17 protein-coding genes are annotated in these 14,563 nt (G+C 54.2%); 13 read left to right on the top strand and 4 right to left on the bottom strand.

The annotated features are described in order from the left end of the window. The first annotated feature begins 195 nt into the window (after nt 1-195). Nucleotides 196-1,608 (top strand): N-acetylmuramoyl-L-alanine amidase family protein, encoded by a 1,413-nt coding sequence (locus tag ACI6NM_RS14585; RefSeq protein WP_262427283.1) that lies wholly within the window; start codon nt 196-198, stop codon nt 1,606-1,608. A 149-nt stretch (nt 1,609-1,757) separates the two neighbouring features. On the opposite strand, the gene ACI6NM_RS14590 is transcribed toward ACI6NM_RS14585, so the two are convergent. The 4 genes from ACI6NM_RS14590 to ACI6NM_RS14605 all read right to left on the bottom strand — a co-directional run bounded on the left by ACI6NM_RS14590 (nt 1,758) and on the right by ACI6NM_RS14605 (nt 5,996). Continuing rightward, the gene (locus ACI6NM_RS14590; RefSeq protein ID WP_262427282.1) at nt 1,758-2,264 is read right to left on the bottom strand and encodes a hypothetical protein; all 507 of its coding nucleotides are present in this window, start codon (nt 2,262-2,264) and stop codon (nt 1,758-1,760) included. Between the two features lie 76 nt (nt 2,265-2,340). After that, nucleotides 2,341-3,480: an amidohydrolase gene (locus ACI6NM_RS14595; RefSeq protein ID WP_022273401.1), complete on the bottom strand. Its 1,140-nt coding sequence runs from the start codon at nt 3,478-3,480 to the stop codon at nt 2,341-2,343. A gap of 86 nt (nt 3,481-3,566) precedes the next feature. Then, on the bottom strand, nt 3,567-4,517 hold the full coding sequence (locus ACI6NM_RS14600) for a 2-hydroxyacid dehydrogenase (protein ID WP_262427281.1): 951 nt from the start codon (nt 4,515-4,517) through the stop codon (nt 3,567-3,569). A gap of 96 nt (nt 4,518-4,613) precedes the next feature. Beyond that, nucleotides 4,614-5,996 (bottom strand): alanine/glycine:cation symporter family protein, encoded by a 1,383-nt coding sequence (locus tag ACI6NM_RS14605; RefSeq protein WP_262427280.1) that lies wholly within the window; start codon nt 5,994-5,996, stop codon nt 4,614-4,616. Between the two features lie 233 nt (nt 5,997-6,229). Between ACI6NM_RS14605 and ACI6NM_RS14610 the strand changes: the two genes are divergently transcribed. The 12 genes from ACI6NM_RS14610 (at nt 6,230) to ACI6NM_RS14665 (ending at nt 14,491) form a co-directional block, all read left to right on the top strand. Continuing rightward, on the top strand, nt 6,230-6,550 hold the full coding sequence (locus tag ACI6NM_RS14610; RefSeq protein ID WP_022273404.1) for a PadR family transcriptional regulator: 321 nt from the start codon (nt 6,230-6,232) through the stop codon (nt 6,548-6,550). Then, entirely contained in the window at nt 6,543-7,616 is a 1,074-nt protein-coding gene (locus tag ACI6NM_RS14615; RefSeq protein WP_438500955.1) for an HAAS signaling domain-containing protein, read from the top strand. Before ACI6NM_RS14610 ends, ACI6NM_RS14615 begins: the two co-directional genes overlap by 8 nt. After that, nucleotides 7,609-8,310 (top strand): hypothetical protein, encoded by a 702-nt coding sequence (locus ACI6NM_RS14620; protein WP_022273406.1) that lies wholly within the window; start codon nt 7,609-7,611, stop codon nt 8,308-8,310. The genes ACI6NM_RS14615 and ACI6NM_RS14620 overlap by 8 nt, the downstream gene beginning before the upstream one ends. Before the next feature lie 96 nt (nt 8,311-8,406). Next, nucleotides 8,407-9,138, top strand: coding sequence for an AzlC family ABC transporter permease (locus ACI6NM_RS14625; protein WP_022273407.1), 732 nt, complete (start codon nt 8,407-8,409; stop codon nt 9,136-9,138). Beyond that, complete coding sequence (locus tag ACI6NM_RS14630) at nt 9,138-9,455, top strand: AzlD domain-containing protein (RefSeq protein WP_022273408.1); 318 nt, start codon at nt 9,138-9,140, stop codon at nt 9,453-9,455. The genes ACI6NM_RS14625 and ACI6NM_RS14630 overlap by 1 nt, the downstream gene beginning before the upstream one ends. A 37-nt stretch (nt 9,456-9,492) precedes the next feature. Then, a complete protein-coding gene (locus ACI6NM_RS14635) occupies nt 9,493-10,353 on the top strand; it encodes a tetrahydrofolate dehydrogenase/cyclohydrolase catalytic domain-containing protein (protein ID WP_438500956.1) in 861 nt (286 codons plus the stop codon). 69 nt (nt 10,354-10,422) lie between these two features. Further along, entirely contained in the window at nt 10,423-10,851 is a 429-nt protein-coding gene (locus ACI6NM_RS14640) for a DMT family transporter (protein WP_022273410.1), read from the top strand. Between the two features lie 108 nt (nt 10,852-10,959). After that, nucleotides 10,960-11,655: a helix-hairpin-helix domain-containing protein gene (locus ACI6NM_RS14645; protein WP_215653272.1), complete on the top strand. Its 696-nt coding sequence runs from the start codon at nt 10,960-10,962 to the stop codon at nt 11,653-11,655. A 12-nt stretch (nt 11,656-11,667) separates the two neighbouring features. Continuing rightward, entirely contained in the window at nt 11,668-12,366 is a 699-nt protein-coding gene (locus ACI6NM_RS14650) for a response regulator transcription factor (protein WP_022273649.1), read from the top strand. Nucleotides 12,367-12,752: 386 nt separating this feature from the next. Further along, nucleotides 12,753-13,277, top strand: coding sequence for a GNAT family N-acetyltransferase (locus tag ACI6NM_RS14655; RefSeq protein ID WP_438500957.1), 525 nt, complete (start codon nt 12,753-12,755; stop codon nt 13,275-13,277). Continuing rightward, nucleotides 13,274-13,753, top strand: a complete 480-nt coding sequence (rlmH, locus tag ACI6NM_RS14660) for a 23S rRNA (pseudouridine(1915)-N(3))-methyltransferase RlmH (RefSeq protein ID WP_022273647.1) — start codon at nt 13,274-13,276, stop codon at nt 13,751-13,753. Before ACI6NM_RS14655 ends, rlmH begins: the two co-directional genes overlap by 4 nt. Nucleotides 13,754-13,819: 66 nt before the next feature. Continuing rightward, entirely contained in the window at nt 13,820-14,491 is a 672-nt protein-coding gene (locus ACI6NM_RS14665) for a response regulator transcription factor (RefSeq protein ID WP_215653270.1), read from the top strand. Nucleotides 14,492-14,563: the final 72 nt, after the last annotated feature.

Genomic DNA, 14,563 nt, shown 5'->3' on the forward strand with positions numbered 1-14,563 from the left:
AATGATAATTATACACTAACATGGGATTGCGGCAGTTTTGCGGCATTTGCCGGGAGTATGTAAGAGAATTGAAAGATTCTTCTGGTTGAATATTTTGTAAGATACTGGTAGAATGATACCAGGGATATACGGCTCCGGGATAGATCGTAAAGCAGGGGCTGTATGAAAAAAGGCAGATGGTAAGGAGATGGAGCTATGAAAACGAAGGGACTGAAGGTACTGACAGCTGCCGCCGTTTTAAGCCTCGGGCTTATGACTATGGAGGCGCTGGCCGCAGAAGGCTGGGCCATGTCTGGCAATACCTGGGTATATATGGACCAGTACGGAAACCGGGTGACCAATGAGTGGAGAAAGGGCGCCGATAATCTGTGGAGATATTTAAACGGAAACGGAGAGATGGCGGTCAGCTGCTGGGCAGACGAGGATTATTTTGTGGATTCCAACGGGATCATGGTGGCCAATAAGTGGGTAAAGACCCGTTCCTATTACGGCGGGGATGAGGACGTCTGGTTTTATTTTGGAAACAGCGGGAAGGTCGTAAAGGACGGCTGGAAGAAGATCGACGGAAGGAATTATCTGTTTGATTCCGAAGGTGTGATGCAGACCGGCTGGACAGAGGACAATCTGTATTATCTGGGCAGCGACGGAGCTATGAAGACTGGCTGGAGATACCTGGAGCCGCCTTATGACGAGGATGAGGACGATTATACCTACGGTCCGGAGAGCGACGACGGCCAGTACTGGTATTATTTTGCTCCCAGCGGAAAGAAGTACTGCACCTCCACCGGAGACGAGGAGGGCGAGTACCGGGTCAGCCGGATCGACGGAAAATATTACTGCTTTGATTCCACCGGAAAGATGCAGACAGGCTGGGTGTATATGGATGGAGATCCGGATTCTGCCAGCTCCAATACCATTGAGCACTGGCGGTATTTCGCAGAGCCTGAGATCAAAAATGCCAAAGTAGGAGCCGCCATCAGTGGATGGCTTTCCCTGGAGCCGCCGGAACGGCTGCTGGACAACGTGGACGAGTCGGTGGAATGGTACTACTTTAATAAAGACGGAGAGCCCAAGACAGGACCGGAGTTTGGGGAAGCCTCCACCGATGATTTCGTAAGGATCGATGGAAAGAACTATCTGTTTGATAAGCGGGGCAATCCGGTGAAGGGGCTCCATAAGGTGGAGATCGGGGACACAGGAGAATATACGTCCTACTATTTCGATGAGGATTCCAGGACCGTAGTAAAGGGAAAACGGACCATCGAGGAGGGCGACGGGACCAGGAGCACCTTCTACTTCAACGAGGGAAGCTATGCGGGCCGCGGCTTCACAGGCGTCAGGAGCAATTATCTGTACTATATGGGAAAACTTCAGAAGGCAGATTCTGACAGCCGCTATATGCTGGTGAGCCTTCCATCCGGCGGCCAGTATAAGACGTATGTGGTCAATACCTCCGGCCGTATCTCAAAGAATACGACTGTAAAGGACAGGGATGGAAACCGCTATAAGGTCAACAGCTCCGGTATCTTAACGGAGATCAACGGTGAAGCCGCTGGAAACGGCCTGCTGGGAGATCCTATTGAGCCGGTTTATGAAGAATTTGATTAAGGATAACAAACCGCCTGTACCGGGGCCGAGGGGCTCCTGTACAGGCGGTTTTTACGCGGGCCGCGGGTCAAAGTCCGTTTGTTCCTGCACGGGACCTTTCCAGCTGCCGCCATAACCATGAGAAATCCGCGCAGCGTGCTTCTTATGATTTATATGATGATAGATGGATTCTTTTCTTTTAAAAAACGCCAGAGATCGTCCCATACCTGGCCGCCGTCCGGATCCCGGAAGGGAATACAGAGATTTTCTCCGGTAAATACGGCCATGATCCCGTCCTGGCAGGCGATCCGGTTGATCCGGCTGTAATAAACGGGAATGAGCTTCTGGTCCTTCTGGCGGACGATGGAAAAGTAGTTTTCGTAAAAGCAGACCGTAAAGCCGGGGTCACCTCCCAGGATCTGATCCAGCACCGAGGAAAGCCGGCGGACCAGAAAAGCCTTTCCTGCAAGATTAAAGACCAGGAGAAGGAGGGCGGAGCCAGCGTAATAAAGGGCCAGCTTATGGCGGCCCCCAAGGAAAAAGAAAAGGCCTGCGGCGGCAAAGAGGGCGGAAAGCAGGCTGACTGTGACGGAAAACCACCGGGGGAAGACATGTCCCCGGAATTTTTTTACAGCCTCCCTGGTACCGCAGCCCTCGAATATAAATGCTGGTGACATGGAAACCTCCCTGAATGATACCTTATGACATAAGAAGACCGGCATACCCGCGGGAGCATGCCGGTCGGTTTATATCCTAGATCTCTTCTCCGTCAATGAATACGTGCTTTACAACACCCTCAACAGTGAACGGTGTGCCGTCCATGATCACGATGTCAGCGTCCTTTCCTTCCTCCAGGGAACCGACTCTGTCGGCAACGCCAATGTGTTCAGCGGGATTGATGGTGATGGCGCGGAGCGCATCATACTCATCCATACCAGCCTTCATGGCAAGGCCTGCGCATAAGGGCAGGTAGTGGAGCGGGATCACCGGAGCGTCGGTGATGATGGAAACGTGGCAGCCTGCCTTTGCCAGAACACCGGGGGTCTCCCAGGTCTTGTTCTGAAGCTCAAACTTGCTGGCATGTCCGAAGGTGGGGCCCACAGCCAGGGGAACGTTCTCCTTGGCCAGCTCATCCACGATCATATGGCCTTCTGTTACATGCTCTAAGGTAATATCCAGATCGAACTCTCTTGCAATGCGCAGGGCAGTGCACAGGTCGTTGGCCTGGTGGGCATGTGCCTTTAAGGGGATCTCTTTATTTAATACCGGGATCAGGGCTTCGGATTTCTGGTCGTAAGCCGGAAGCTTGGAAGCATCGTCACCGGCAGCCTCAACCTTTGCCTTATAAAGGGAAGCCTTCTTTAATGCCTCACGGATCAGGGCAGCATTGGTCATACGGCTGGTAATGGTATTCTTCTGGTAGCAGCGCTTCGGGTTCTCACCGAAGGCGCATTTCATTGCAACGGGGAATTTCACGATCATGTTGTCCACGCGTTTGCCGTGGGGCTTCATGGCCACGAAGGTTCCGCCGATGGCGTTGGAGCTGCCTGGGCCAGTTGCCATACAGGTAACGCCGGCCTTTGCCGCCATTTCCATACACGGATCAAAGGGGTTGATACCGTCGATGGAGCGGAGCTGGGGAGTAACCGGATCATTCAGCTCGTTGTAGTCGTGGCCTTCATAGCCGATGCCGTATCCGTCCAGTCCGATGTGGCAGTGGGCCTCTACGAAACCGGGGTATACATTGAGGCCGGAAGCGTCGATGACTTCTGCGCCCTCACTGCTTAAGCCGGCGCCGATCTTTACGATCTTTCCGCCGTCAACCAGGATATCTGCCTGGAGCGGCTCTTTGGAAACAGCAGTATGGAGCGTTCCGTTTTTAATTAAGATCATGGGATAGTTCCTCCTTTTGGACTCACAGGGAGTCTGTTTTTATTCTTACGCAGCCAGGGCTGCGGTTAGAAGCTGGGAAACAGGGATCATGATACCACATTTACGGGCATTCCCTGAAAATAAGCTTCGATATTTCCGGCCAGGATGGATACCAGCCGTTTTCTGGTCTCCAGACCCTTCCAGCCCATATGGGGCGTCAGGATCACATTGTCCATGGTATAGAGCGGATTTTCGGGAAGCGGGGGCTCCGTTTCCTGCACATCCAGCCCGGCTCCGGCGATCACTCCGGTCTTTAAGGCCTCGATCAGCGCCGGTTCGTCCACCAGGGCTCCCCGGGAAGTATTGATAAGGAAAGCCGTAGGCTTCATCATGGACAGGGTCTCCCGGTTGATCAGGTGTCTCGTCTCCGGAGTCAGGGGACAGTGAAGGGAGACATAGTCGCTTTCCCGGAGAAGCGTTGGAAGATCCACGTAGTGAACGCCGTCTGCGTCCTCCCGGAAGGTCCGGGTATGGGCCAGGATCTTCATGTCCATGGCCTGGGCGATCTTTATGACCTCCCGGCCGATGTTTCCGGCTCCAATGATGCCAAGGACCTTATCATTGACCTCCACATGGCTTACCTGGAGATTTTTTGTGAAATTGTCATGGCAGCCACGGGCCAGCATTTTCATCTGGAGCTGCATGGATGAGCTTAAGTTCAGGATCATCATAACAGCCGTATGGGCAACCCGTTTGGAGCTGTATGCCGGGATGTTGCAGACCGTGATCCCCTTCTGACGGGCGGCCTCCAGATCCAGATTGTTGTATCCGGTCCCGGCTTCGCAGATCAGCTTCACGGAATCTGGAAACTGGCGGATCAGATTCCCGCCTACGGGCATTTCCTTGGTGACAACCACTGCTGCACCCTGGATCCGGGCGAGAAGCTGGTGCTGGTCCGTATCATCATAAACGGTCACATCCTCCGATAAAACAGAAAAATCAAGATTTCCGTCAAAATTCATTTTGGCGGCATTTAAGACCACGGTTTTATGATTCATGGGCATCCTCTCTCAAAACTTATTTTGTACCTATTGTAGCATAAATTTTCCAATAAGGAAATGTTTTTTGTATAAAACTTCTTAAAAGTCTCTGTATCAGCTGCGCTTTTCGTAGTCGTTCAGGGCGTCGATGGCCTGCTTCGACAGAGGAAAGATCACCAGCATATTGAAGATGGTCATAAGGCCGATGCCCACGTCGCCCAGGTCCCATACAAAGGTGTAGGCAGCCATACCGCCCACAAACAGCATGACCAGGGCCAGGAGCTTATAGACTGTCTGGGAAAGCCAGTTGTCGCCGAACAGGTAGGCCACATTGGAGCGGGCATAAAACAGGATCCCGATGAAGGTGGAGAAGCTGAACAGCCAGAGGGTGACGGCGATGAAGATAACGCCGAAGGAGCCCAGATGGTAATTCATGGCCGCCTGGAGAAGATCCATGCCCTCCAGACCGTTTATGAGATCTGCCGGAGCCAGGAGCATGATAAAGGCTGAGCAGCTGCAGATCACGATGGTGTCGATGATAACGCCGAAGGCCTGCATCAGTCCTGCTTTGGCCGGATGATCCACATCGGCTGCGGCAGAGGCACAGGGAGCCGATCCGGAGCCGGCTTCATTGGAGAAAAGGCCGCGCTTGACTCCGTTCATGAGAACAGCGCCGAAGCCGCCGGCAGCCACCTGGCGGAGACCGAAGGCCTCGGAAAAAATATGATGGAAGACCGCCGGAAGCTGTCCGATGTTTTTAAAAATAATAAACAGGGTGATGAAAAAGTAGCAGCCAGCCATAATGGGGACCATAATATCCAGGACCTTGACCGTGGCATTTTTTCTCAGTACGATCACAGCCGCCAGAAGCACCAGAAGGATGGTGGTATAAAGAGGCGGGATGTGGAAGGCGTTGGAAAATGCCGTGGATACAGAGTTGCTGATCACCTGGCTGATGCCGCACCAGCAGATCAGGCCGGAAATGGCAAACAGGACGGCGATCAGGGAGTAACGGGGCTTTGTCTGGCTTTTGCGGGTGAAAAAGTTATGGATATAATAGGCAGGACCGCCCCGGTAGCCGCCGTATAAGGGATCCTTTTCTTTATGGAGCTGTGCCAGGGTGGCCTCCACAAAGGCTGTGGAGGAGCCTAAAAGGGCTGTGACCCACATCCAGAATACGGCTCCCGCGCCGCCGGCGGAGATGGCGGCCACCACGCCCACCAGATTTCCCATGCCCACACGGGTGGCAGTGGCGATGATCAGGGTCTGGAAGCCGGAAATGGAGTTTTTCTGGGAAGAGGTCCGTTTTTCCACGGCAGTCTTCAGCATTTCGGGGAAGAGACGCACCGGAAGAAAGCGGGTGCGCGCCGTAAAAAAGATCCCGGCGGGGATCAGCAGAAGTACCAGGAGCGACAGACCCAGAGAGCCGCCGCCGGGCAGCGGGATCGTAACCAGATCGCCCCATAGAAGGTTGTAGATGGTTGTGATAAGCTTCATGATAGTTTTCTCCTGTAAAGTGTTATGCTTTAAAGTTATAGAAGGTATTATACTACACAGACAGGGAAAAGGGAAGGGGGATCCGTGTCTGAAGGAAGATTCCTGCGCATCCTCATCTGCGGGAGCGTAAGAATCCTGTAAGAATTTTGTTTTCCATAGTACTTGACATTACATAGTAGTAGATATAATATAGTATTACGAAAGAGAAAGGCCGGGAAAGGAAGGGTGGACAGATGAATGCGCAGTTAAAAAAAGGCGTCCTGGAGCTGGTGGTCCTGGAATCGGTCCGGCAGAGGGATATGTACGGCTACGAGCTGGTGGAGGAGGTATCCAAGGTGGTGGACGTCAACGAGGGAACCATTTATCCTCTTCTGAAGCGTCTGACCAACGAGCGGTATTTTGAAACGTATCTGCGGGAATCCACAGAGGGACCGCCCAGAAAATACTACCATCTGACGGCGGCCGGCGTCTTGTACCGGGATACGCTGGAGAAGGAATGGAATGAGCTGACGGAAAAAGTAGGAGCATTTTTGGAGGGATGTAAGAATGGATAAGAATACATTTATGAGAGAGCTGGAGCGGTCGCTTTCCGTGCTCCAGGAATCAGAGCTCAGGGATATATTAAGCGAATATGAGCAGCATATTGATATGAAGGTAAAAAGCGGGCTGTCGGAGGAGGAGGCCATTGCGGATTTTGGAAGTATTCCGGAGCTGACGGCGGAGATCCTGGAGGCCTACCATGTACGGGCCGATTTCGGCCCGGGACAAAGGGACGGAGACGGCTGGAACGATGGGGACGGATCCAGCGAAGACCAGGGAGACGGAGAAAAAGAACTCCGGGCGGCGGCTGAAACGTGGAAGGCCAGGGCGGCCGGATTTTTTTCGGAGCTGGGAAGACGGGCCGTAAGGCTTGCCAGGCGGACCGGCAGATGGTTTTCGGGCGTTTTTGTATTCTGGAAGGAGCTGCTTGGGCGTCCATTCCGGCGGTTTTCCAGACTTTGGAAGCAGCGGAGGGAGGAACGGCTGTATCGGACCGATGGAAGTATGGAGATGGAAAATGCCGGAAAGAAGAGAGGAAACGCCGGAGTATCTTTAGGAAGGACCGCCGGTTCCTTTGGACGCAGGCTGGCAGGTATGGCAAAACGGTGCTTTAACAGTCTGATCCGGCTGACCGCCTGGACTGCCAGGCTTTTCTGGAACGGGGTCTGGATCTTCCTGGCAGGCTGTATGGGCGGTACAGGACTTATGTTTTTATTCTGTCTTGGAGTTCTGGCCGTGCTGATGGTCCAGGGATATCCGGTGGCCGGAGTGACCCTGGGCTGTCTGGGAGCGACGGTGAGCCTGTTTTCTGCCGCCGGTCTGGGCATGACCCTTCGCTGGAAAAAGCAGAAAAAAGGACCGGGAGCCGTTTCCCAATGGGAGAATGGGGAGGCAGAAGAGGAAGCGTCTGCAGGAACGGAGGCGGCTGGAGAGGAGAACCAGGAAGAGATACGGGAAGAGACATGGAAGGTGAACCAGGAGGAGATCCGGGAAGAGGAATGGAAAGAGAGCCAGACAGATATCCCGGCGGAACCAGAGCATGAAAGCGGATGCGGAAAGGAAGGCGGGCAGTATGCGTAGGATACAGAAGATTTTATTTGGGACATTCCTGGGAGGCGTCCTGCTCTGCGGTGTCGGGGCAGGAACTGCGCTGGTGGAATACTCGTCCTTTACATATGCGGGGGAGAAGAAGATCGGCTGGGAGGATCTGGAGACGAAGAATCTGGATTTTTCATTTGACCGGCAAAAAGGCAGCCTGATCGTGGACACAGGCTTCTGGGGACGGAGAGTCAGCGATGGGATCGAGGCCGATCCGGCGGTTCCGGAGGGGATCATCCGGTATGAGGTCACTTATAATAAGAAGCGGGTGGAGCCGTTCCTGGAGTTTTATGAATTCCTGGAGGGGCCTGGAGCGGAGAGCACAGAGGCTTCCGGAGAAGGGCTGACGGGAGGGCCGGGAGAGACAGCCGGAGAAGATAAAGAAAATCCGGAAAACCTGGAAATTCCAGAAAATTCGGAAAATCCAGATGATCCGGAAGATCCAGGCGGGGACGGCGGACAGACCAAAGAAAAGACGGCCGGGGAGCCTCAGGGACGTCTGGAGCTCATGGCCTCCAGTCGGGGAGGCGACCTGGAGATCTTTATGGAATGTAAGGACGAATTTTTAAAGGAAGTGAAAGAGAAACGGATCTCCAGCTATGAGCCGGCGTATATCACAGAGGTGCGGATCCTTGTGAATCCGGCTGACATGGAGGCAGTGGAAGAAAACAGATAAAATTGACCGGGGACGCGTATTGTGCTACAATAAGGAAGGCGGCCTCCCACAGATGTAAGAGGCATACGCCAGAGACGGAAGATGCGGAGGCAGAATATGAACGTAAGAAAAGAACTGGTCCAGGGGCTTAGGGATGGCTTTCCCATTGGGCTTGGATACGCACCGGTGGCGTTTACCTTTGGATTTATCGCGGTTTCCGGGGGACTTCCCCTGTGGGCGGCGGCGCTGATCTCCTTAACGAATCTGACCAGCGCCGGACAGTTTGCAGGTACGAACCTGATCCTCCAGGGAGCCGGATACATCGAGGTGGCCATGACCACCTTTGTGATCAACATCCGCTACATGCTCATGTCCCTGTCCCTGGGACAGCGGCTGGAGAAGGGAACGGGGATCCTTTCCAGAATGGGCTTTGGCTTTGGGATCACAGACGAAACCTTTGTCATGGCGTCCCTGAAGCCTGGGATCCTCCGGGCGCCCTATCTGTTTGGACTGATCCTATTCCCGATCCTGGGCTGGAATCTGGGTACGATCCTGGGCGGAAGCATTTCGGCAGTGCTGCCGGAAGCCCTCCAGAATGCCATGGGGATCGCTTTATACGGTATGTTTATTGCGCTGATCGTACCGGCCTCCCGGGATTCCATTCATGTATTTCTGATCGTTGTGATGGCAGTGGCGGCCAACTGTATGTTAAAATATATCCCTGTATTTTCCTTTATCTCCCCGGGCTTCCGGATCATCCTGTCCACAGTGGCTGGAGCCGGACTGGGAGCGGCCTTGTTCCCCAGGGACGAGGCGGAATACGTGAAAAAGGAGGGGGAGACGGAGTAATGGAATCGCTTGATATGAAGCGGGCAGTGATCTGTATATTTCTCATGGCGCTGGTGACGTACGTGCCCCGGGTACTGCCCCTTACAGTTTTCAGAAAACAGATCAGGTCCAGATATATACGGTCGTTCCTGGATTATACGCCCTATGCGGTACTGGGGGCCATGACCTTCCCGGATGTGTTCACATCCACAGGAAATCTTGTTTCGGCCCTGGCAGGAACGGCGACGGCGTTTGTGCTGAGCTATTACAGGAAGGGACTGGTGACGGTGGCCTGCTCTGCCATCGCAGTCGTGTATATTGTGGAGCTTCTTTTATAGGAACTGGCAGTTTTGGGTATCTGAGGAGGTGTTTTGCATGCTGGTATTAAAGGGATCAGAAGCGGCGGCAAGGATCAAAAAAGAGGTGCAGGAAATGGTGGAAGGGCTTGGGGGCCATGTTCCCACGGCGGCCATCGTCCGGGTCGGCGAGAGGCTGGACGATCTGTCGTATGAGAGGAATGTGATGAAAAAGATCGCATCCTTTGGCATGGAGGCCCGGTCCTTTGCATTTCCGGAATCCATTAGCGAAGGGGAGTTCCAGGCAGAATTCCAGAAGATCAATGACGATCCTTCCATCGACGGGATCCTGTTATTCTGTCCTCTGCCGCGCCACATGAACGGCCGTACCTTTGAGGAGCTGATCCGGCCGGAGAAGGATCTGGACGGTATCAGTCCGGTGAACCGGGCCAGGATCTTTGCGGGAGAGAAGGACGGCTTTGCCCCATGTACGGCGGAGGCGGTCATTGAGATCCTAAAGACCTACCAGATCCCCATGGAGGGAAAGCGGGCCGTGGTGGTGGGCCGGAGCATGGTGGTGGGACGGCCGCTGTCCATGCTGTTTTTAAAGGAAAACGCCACAGTCACCGTCTGTCATACGAAAACGGCGGATCTGAAAGCCGTGTGCCGGGAGGCGGATATCCTGGTGGCGGCGGCCGGTAAGGCGGGAATGATCTCCGGGGAGTTTGTGAAGCCCGGCGCAGTGGTGGCTGACGTGGGGATCAATGTGGATGAAAACGGAGCCCTTAAGGGCGATGTGGAGTGGGACGGATTGGAAGCCGCAGCGGCCGCCGCCACACCGGTGCCTGGGGGCGTGGGCTCTGTGACAACGGCAGTGCTGTGCCGTCATCTGGCGGAGGCGGCCCTGCGGAAATATGGAGCGGAGCAGGCGCAGAACTGAGCAGACTGAATAAAAATCTCCTGGAAATGGCATACTGGTTACAGGTAATCTATTTTCAGGAGGTTTTTTATGTGGGGAATTCTGGTGGCGCTGATCTCGGGGGCGCTCATGAGCCTTCAGGGCGTCTTTAACACGGAGGTCACAAAGCAGAGCAGTATCTGGGCAGCGGCCGGCTGGGTCCAGGCCACGGCGCTTATTACGTGTGTGGTCCTTTATTTCTGTACGGGCCGCGGAGAGATCTGGGGCATGTTTTCCATAGACAGAAAATACATGCTGCTGGGCGGAGTCATGGGCGCGTTCATCACATGGACGGTCATTAAGAGCATGGACGGGCTGGGACCGGCCAGGGCCACGCTGCTGATCGTGGTGACGCAGATCCTGGTCTCTTATGTGGTGGAGGTGTTTGGGATGTTCGGAGTGGAGAGGGCCGGGTTTGAGTGGAGAAAGCTTCTGGGAGCCGCTGTTGCCATTGCCGGGATCATTGTGTTCCGCTGGTAAGGGCAGAGAGAAAGTTTTCAAAAATAGACTTGTTTTTGGCCGGTGGTTTGGATAGAATAGAAGAAGGCAGAGCAGTATCTTCCGGAATATTTTTCGGGAGGTGCGAATATGGCAAAAGGATACTGGAAGGCCGTTCTGGCAGCGGCTTTTTTCATAGTGGCCGGAGTCTGCTACGGCGGTTCTCTTTTCCGGGAGGGAAGCATAGTCCTGGAAGGGGAGACGGCGGCCGGAGGGGCCGGGGTGCAGACGGCGGACGGGGCAGAAGGAAGCGGCCCATGGGCCGGTGAAGGGGCGGGCAGCCCTGGGACCCATGGAGCAGAAGCCGGTCCAAATACAGAAACAGAAAGCGCCCGGGCAGAGGTTGAAAGGCCCGGGTACTTTGTACATATCTGCGGCCAGGTGAAGGAGCCGGGCGTTTATGAGCTGCCGGAGGGAAGCCGCGTGTACGAGGCTGTGGAGGCGGCCGGAGGCTTTACAGAGGAAGCGGCTGCCGAAGCCTTAAATCTGGCAGAGAAGATCACGGACGGAATGAAGATCACTGTATATGACCGGGAAGAGGCCAGGACCCTGGAAGCATCCGGGACGTCTGAAGGCGGAGGTCCGGGATCCAGCGGGCTTGTGAACCTTAATACAGCCAGTAAGGAAGCGCTGATGACCTTGAGCGGGATCGGCGAATCAAAGGCGGAGGATATCATCCGTTACCGGGAAGAATCCGGAGGCTTTAAAAAGATAGAAGATATCATGAAGGTCCCTGGCATCAAGAATGCTGGTTTTCAGAAGATAAAAGACAGGATAACAGTTTGAGTGGAGGAGAAAATGGCAAGAGTTCTGGTTGTTGACGATGAAAAACTGATCGTAAAGGGCATCCGGTTCAGTCTGGAACAGGATGGAATGGAAGTAGACTGCGCATATGATGGAAACGAGGCGATCGAAAAGGCGAAGGAAAGGGAGTACGATGTGGTGCTCCTGGATGTGATGCTGCCCGGCCATGACGGGTTTGAGGTCTGCCAGGCGATCCGGGAGTTTTCTGAGATGCCTATTATCATGCTGACCGCCAAGGGCGGGGACATGGATAAGATCCTGGGCCTGGAATATGGAGCCGACGATTATATCACCAAGCCCTTCAATATCCTGGAGGTAAAAGCCAGGATCAAGGCTATCATGCGCCGGAACTCCAGAAGGAATGGGAAAAACGGACGCCAGGAGGATCATATGGTGGTGTGCGGCGATCTGAAGCTGGACCGGGAAGGAAGACGGGTTTTCATCCAGGAAAAAGAGATCAAGCTGACCGCCAAGGAGTTCGACCTTCTGGAGCTTCTCGTGACCAACCCCAATAAAGTATACAGCCGCGAGGCCCTTCTGGGCTACGTCTGGGGCAACAAAGCCATGGACAACGGAGACGTGCGCACCGTAGACGTCCACGTCCGCCGCCTGAGAGAAAAGATCGAGCCCAGCCCCAGCGACCCCAAATACGTCCACACCAAATGGGGAGTGGGATACTACTTCCGCGCATAGCAATGAGCAGTGCGAAAAAACACAGCCCGAGATCTGCGTCATGCTTGCATGAAAGCAGATCGCCGGCTGCGTTTTTTCATAGGGCGAACGCCCGCGAGCCAGGGGAAGCTTTAGCTTTCCCTGGCTTGGCACTGCGGAGTCCCCCATCCCAATCCCGGCATCATGCCCGCATGAAAGCAGATCGCCGGCTTCATTTTTTCATAGGGCGAACGCCCGCGAGCCAGGGGAAGCCTTAGCTTTCCCTGGCCTGGCACTGCGGAATCCCCCATCCCAATCCCGGCATCATGCCCGCATGAAAGCAGATCGCCGGCCTCATTTTTTCATAGGGCGGCACTGCGTAGTCCATCATCCCAATCCCCCCAATCCCACCTTCAAAGGAGATCACCATGCAAAATATAAACATCAAAACACACATCAAAATCATCCAGGCCTCTCCCGCAGACCTTGACGCCGTCACCGCTGTGGAGGCCGTCTGCTTCCCCGCCGCCGAGGCGGCGGGACGCCAGTCCTTTGCCCATCGTCTGGCCGCGTTCCCGGAGTCTTTTTTCCTGGCCGTACACGACGGACAGATCATAGGCTTTATCAACGGCTGTGTGACCAATGAGACCACCATCCGGGACGAAATGTATGAGGACAGCAGCCTCCACGACCCTGAGGGCGCATATCAGAGCATTTTCGGCCTGGACGTGCTGCCGGAATACAGAAACTGCGGCATTGCCGCCCTGCTCATGGAGCATATGATCGGAGACGCCAGAGCCAAAGGCCGGAAAGGCCTGATCTTAACGTGCAAGGACCGACTGATCCATTACTACGAGAAATTCGGCTATAAAAACATGGGCGTATCTGCCTCGGTCCACGGCGGGGCAGTGTGGTACGATATGCTTTTGGAATTTGAGGACCAGAAATCATGAGGATCACGCTGATCACCGTAGGGAAAATCAAAGAAAAATTTTACCAGGACGCCATAAGCGAATACGCCAAGCGCCTGAGCCGTTACTGTAAGCTGGATGTGATCCAGGTGACCGATGAAAAGACGCCGGATGGAGCCAGCGAGGCCCTGGAGACCCAGATCAAAGAAAAAGAAGGAAAACGGATCCTGGAAAATATCAAGGACGGCAGCTTCGTCATCGCCCTTGCCATCGACGGGGCCATGCTGGATTCGGTGGAGCTGGCGGGAAAGATCGAAAAATGGGGGATCTCCGGCGTGAGCCAGCTGGTGTTCATCATCGGCGGCTCCCTGGGACTGTCAAAGGAGGTGCTTTCCCGGGCCGATTATAAGCTGAGCTTTTCCAAAATGACCTTTCCCCATCAGCTGATGCGGGTCATTCTGCTGGAGCAGATCTACCGCAGCTACCGGATCATCCAGGGAGAACCATACCATAAATAATGCCAGGGGCGAACCACAAGCCGTCTCCCGGCCATGCCGGAAGACCAAACAGACAGCGGGGATACGATGAAAACGATCGCGATCATAGATGATGATATCCATATTGGAGATATGCTGGAGGAGATCCTGACAAAGGAAGGCTATTCCGTTCTCCGTGCCTACTCAGGCACAGAAGCGCTGTATCTCCTGTCAAATAAAAAAATGGATCTGGTGCTGCTGGATCTGATGCTGCCCGGACTTTCCGGCGAGGAGGTTCTGCCGCATATTGGGAAGATCCCTGTGATCGTTCTCAGTGCAAAGGTGGATGTGCAGGATAAGGTAAACCTTCTGCTGGGAGGCGCAGCAGATTATATGACAAAGCCCTTTGACACCAAGGAACTTCTGGCCCGCATTACGGTCCAGCTCCGCAGGGCAGAGCAGCATGGGAAAAACGGTGTTCTTTCTGTTGGAGATCTGGCGCTGGATACAGAGACGTTTTCTCTGACAGTCCAGGGACAGGCCGTGAAGCTGACCCGGACAGAATATGCCATTCTGAAGCTTTTGATGGAAAATCCCAGACAGGTCATTGCAAAGAGCGTCCTTCTGGACCGGATCAGCATGGACACGCCGGACTGTACCCAGAGGTCTTTGAAACAGCACATCAGCAACCTGCGTAAGAAATTACAGGCCGTCAGCGGTGGGGATCCCATTGAAACGGTGTGGGGGATCGGGTTCCGGTTAACAGAACAGAAATCCTGACTATATTTTGACGTTTTTCCTGACCACTTTCTTGACTTTTATTTTGTATACTGGAGTCATTAAAGGAGGTAA

Source organism: Pilosibacter sp. YYHA0881 (assembly GCF_051602715.1).
Classification (GTDB): Bacteria; Bacillota; Clostridia; order Lachnospirales; family Lachnospiraceae; genus Alitiscatomonas; species Alitiscatomonas aceti.

Bases quoted from the DNA above. Each gene is read 5' to 3' on its own strand.
- ACI6NM_RS14620 (WP_022273406.1), top strand. From the start codon at position 7,609: ATGCGTAGGATACAGAAGATTTTATTTGGGACATTCCTGGGAGGCGTC.
- ACI6NM_RS14615 (WP_438500955.1), top strand. From the start codon at position 6,543: ATGGATAAGAATACATTTATGAGAGAGCTGGAGCGGTCGCTTTCCGTG.
- ACI6NM_RS14640 (WP_022273410.1), top strand. From the start codon at position 10,423: ATGTGGGGAATTCTGGTGGCGCTGATCTCGGGGGCGCTCATGAGCCTT.
- ACI6NM_RS14645 (WP_215653272.1), top strand. From the start codon at position 10,960: ATGGCAAAAGGATACTGGAAGGCCGTTCTGGCAGCGGCTTTTTTCATA.
- ACI6NM_RS14610 (WP_022273404.1), top strand. From the start codon at position 6,230: ATGAATGCGCAGTTAAAAAAAGGCGTCCTGGAGCTGGTGGTCCTGGAA.
- ACI6NM_RS14655 (WP_438500957.1), top strand. From the start codon at position 12,753: ATGCAAAATATAAACATCAAAACACACATCAAAATCATCCAGGCCTCT.
- ACI6NM_RS14600 (WP_262427281.1), bottom strand. From the start codon at position 4,517: ATGAATCATAAAACCGTGGTCTTAAATGCCGCCAAAATGAATTTTGAC.
- ACI6NM_RS14650 (WP_022273649.1), top strand. From the start codon at position 11,668: ATGGCAAGAGTTCTGGTTGTTGACGATGAAAAACTGATCGTAAAGGGC.
- rlmH (WP_022273647.1), top strand. From the start codon at position 13,274: ATGAGGATCACGCTGATCACCGTAGGGAAAATCAAAGAAAAATTTTAC.
- ACI6NM_RS14625 (WP_022273407.1), top strand. From the start codon at position 8,407: ATGAACGTAAGAAAAGAACTGGTCCAGGGGCTTAGGGATGGCTTTCCC.
- ACI6NM_RS14665 (WP_215653270.1), top strand. From the start codon at position 13,820: ATGAAAACGATCGCGATCATAGATGATGATATCCATATTGGAGATATG.
- ACI6NM_RS14595 (WP_022273401.1), bottom strand. From the start codon at position 3,480: ATGATCTTAATTAAAAACGGAACGCTCCATACTGCTGTTTCCAAAGAG.
- ACI6NM_RS14605 (WP_262427280.1), bottom strand. From the start codon at position 5,996: ATGAAGCTTATCACAACCATCTACAACCTTCTATGGGGCGATCTGGTT.
- ACI6NM_RS14585 (WP_262427283.1), top strand. From the start codon at position 196: ATGAAAACGAAGGGACTGAAGGTACTGACAGCTGCCGCCGTTTTAAGC.
- ACI6NM_RS14635 (WP_438500956.1), top strand. From the start codon at position 9,493: ATGCTGGTATTAAAGGGATCAGAAGCGGCGGCAAGGATCAAAAAAGAG.
- ACI6NM_RS14590 (WP_262427282.1), bottom strand. From the start codon at position 2,264: ATGTCACCAGCATTTATATTCGAGGGCTGCGGTACCAGGGAGGCTGTA.
- ACI6NM_RS14630 (WP_022273408.1), top strand. From the start codon at position 9,138: ATGGAATCGCTTGATATGAAGCGGGCAGTGATCTGTATATTTCTCATG.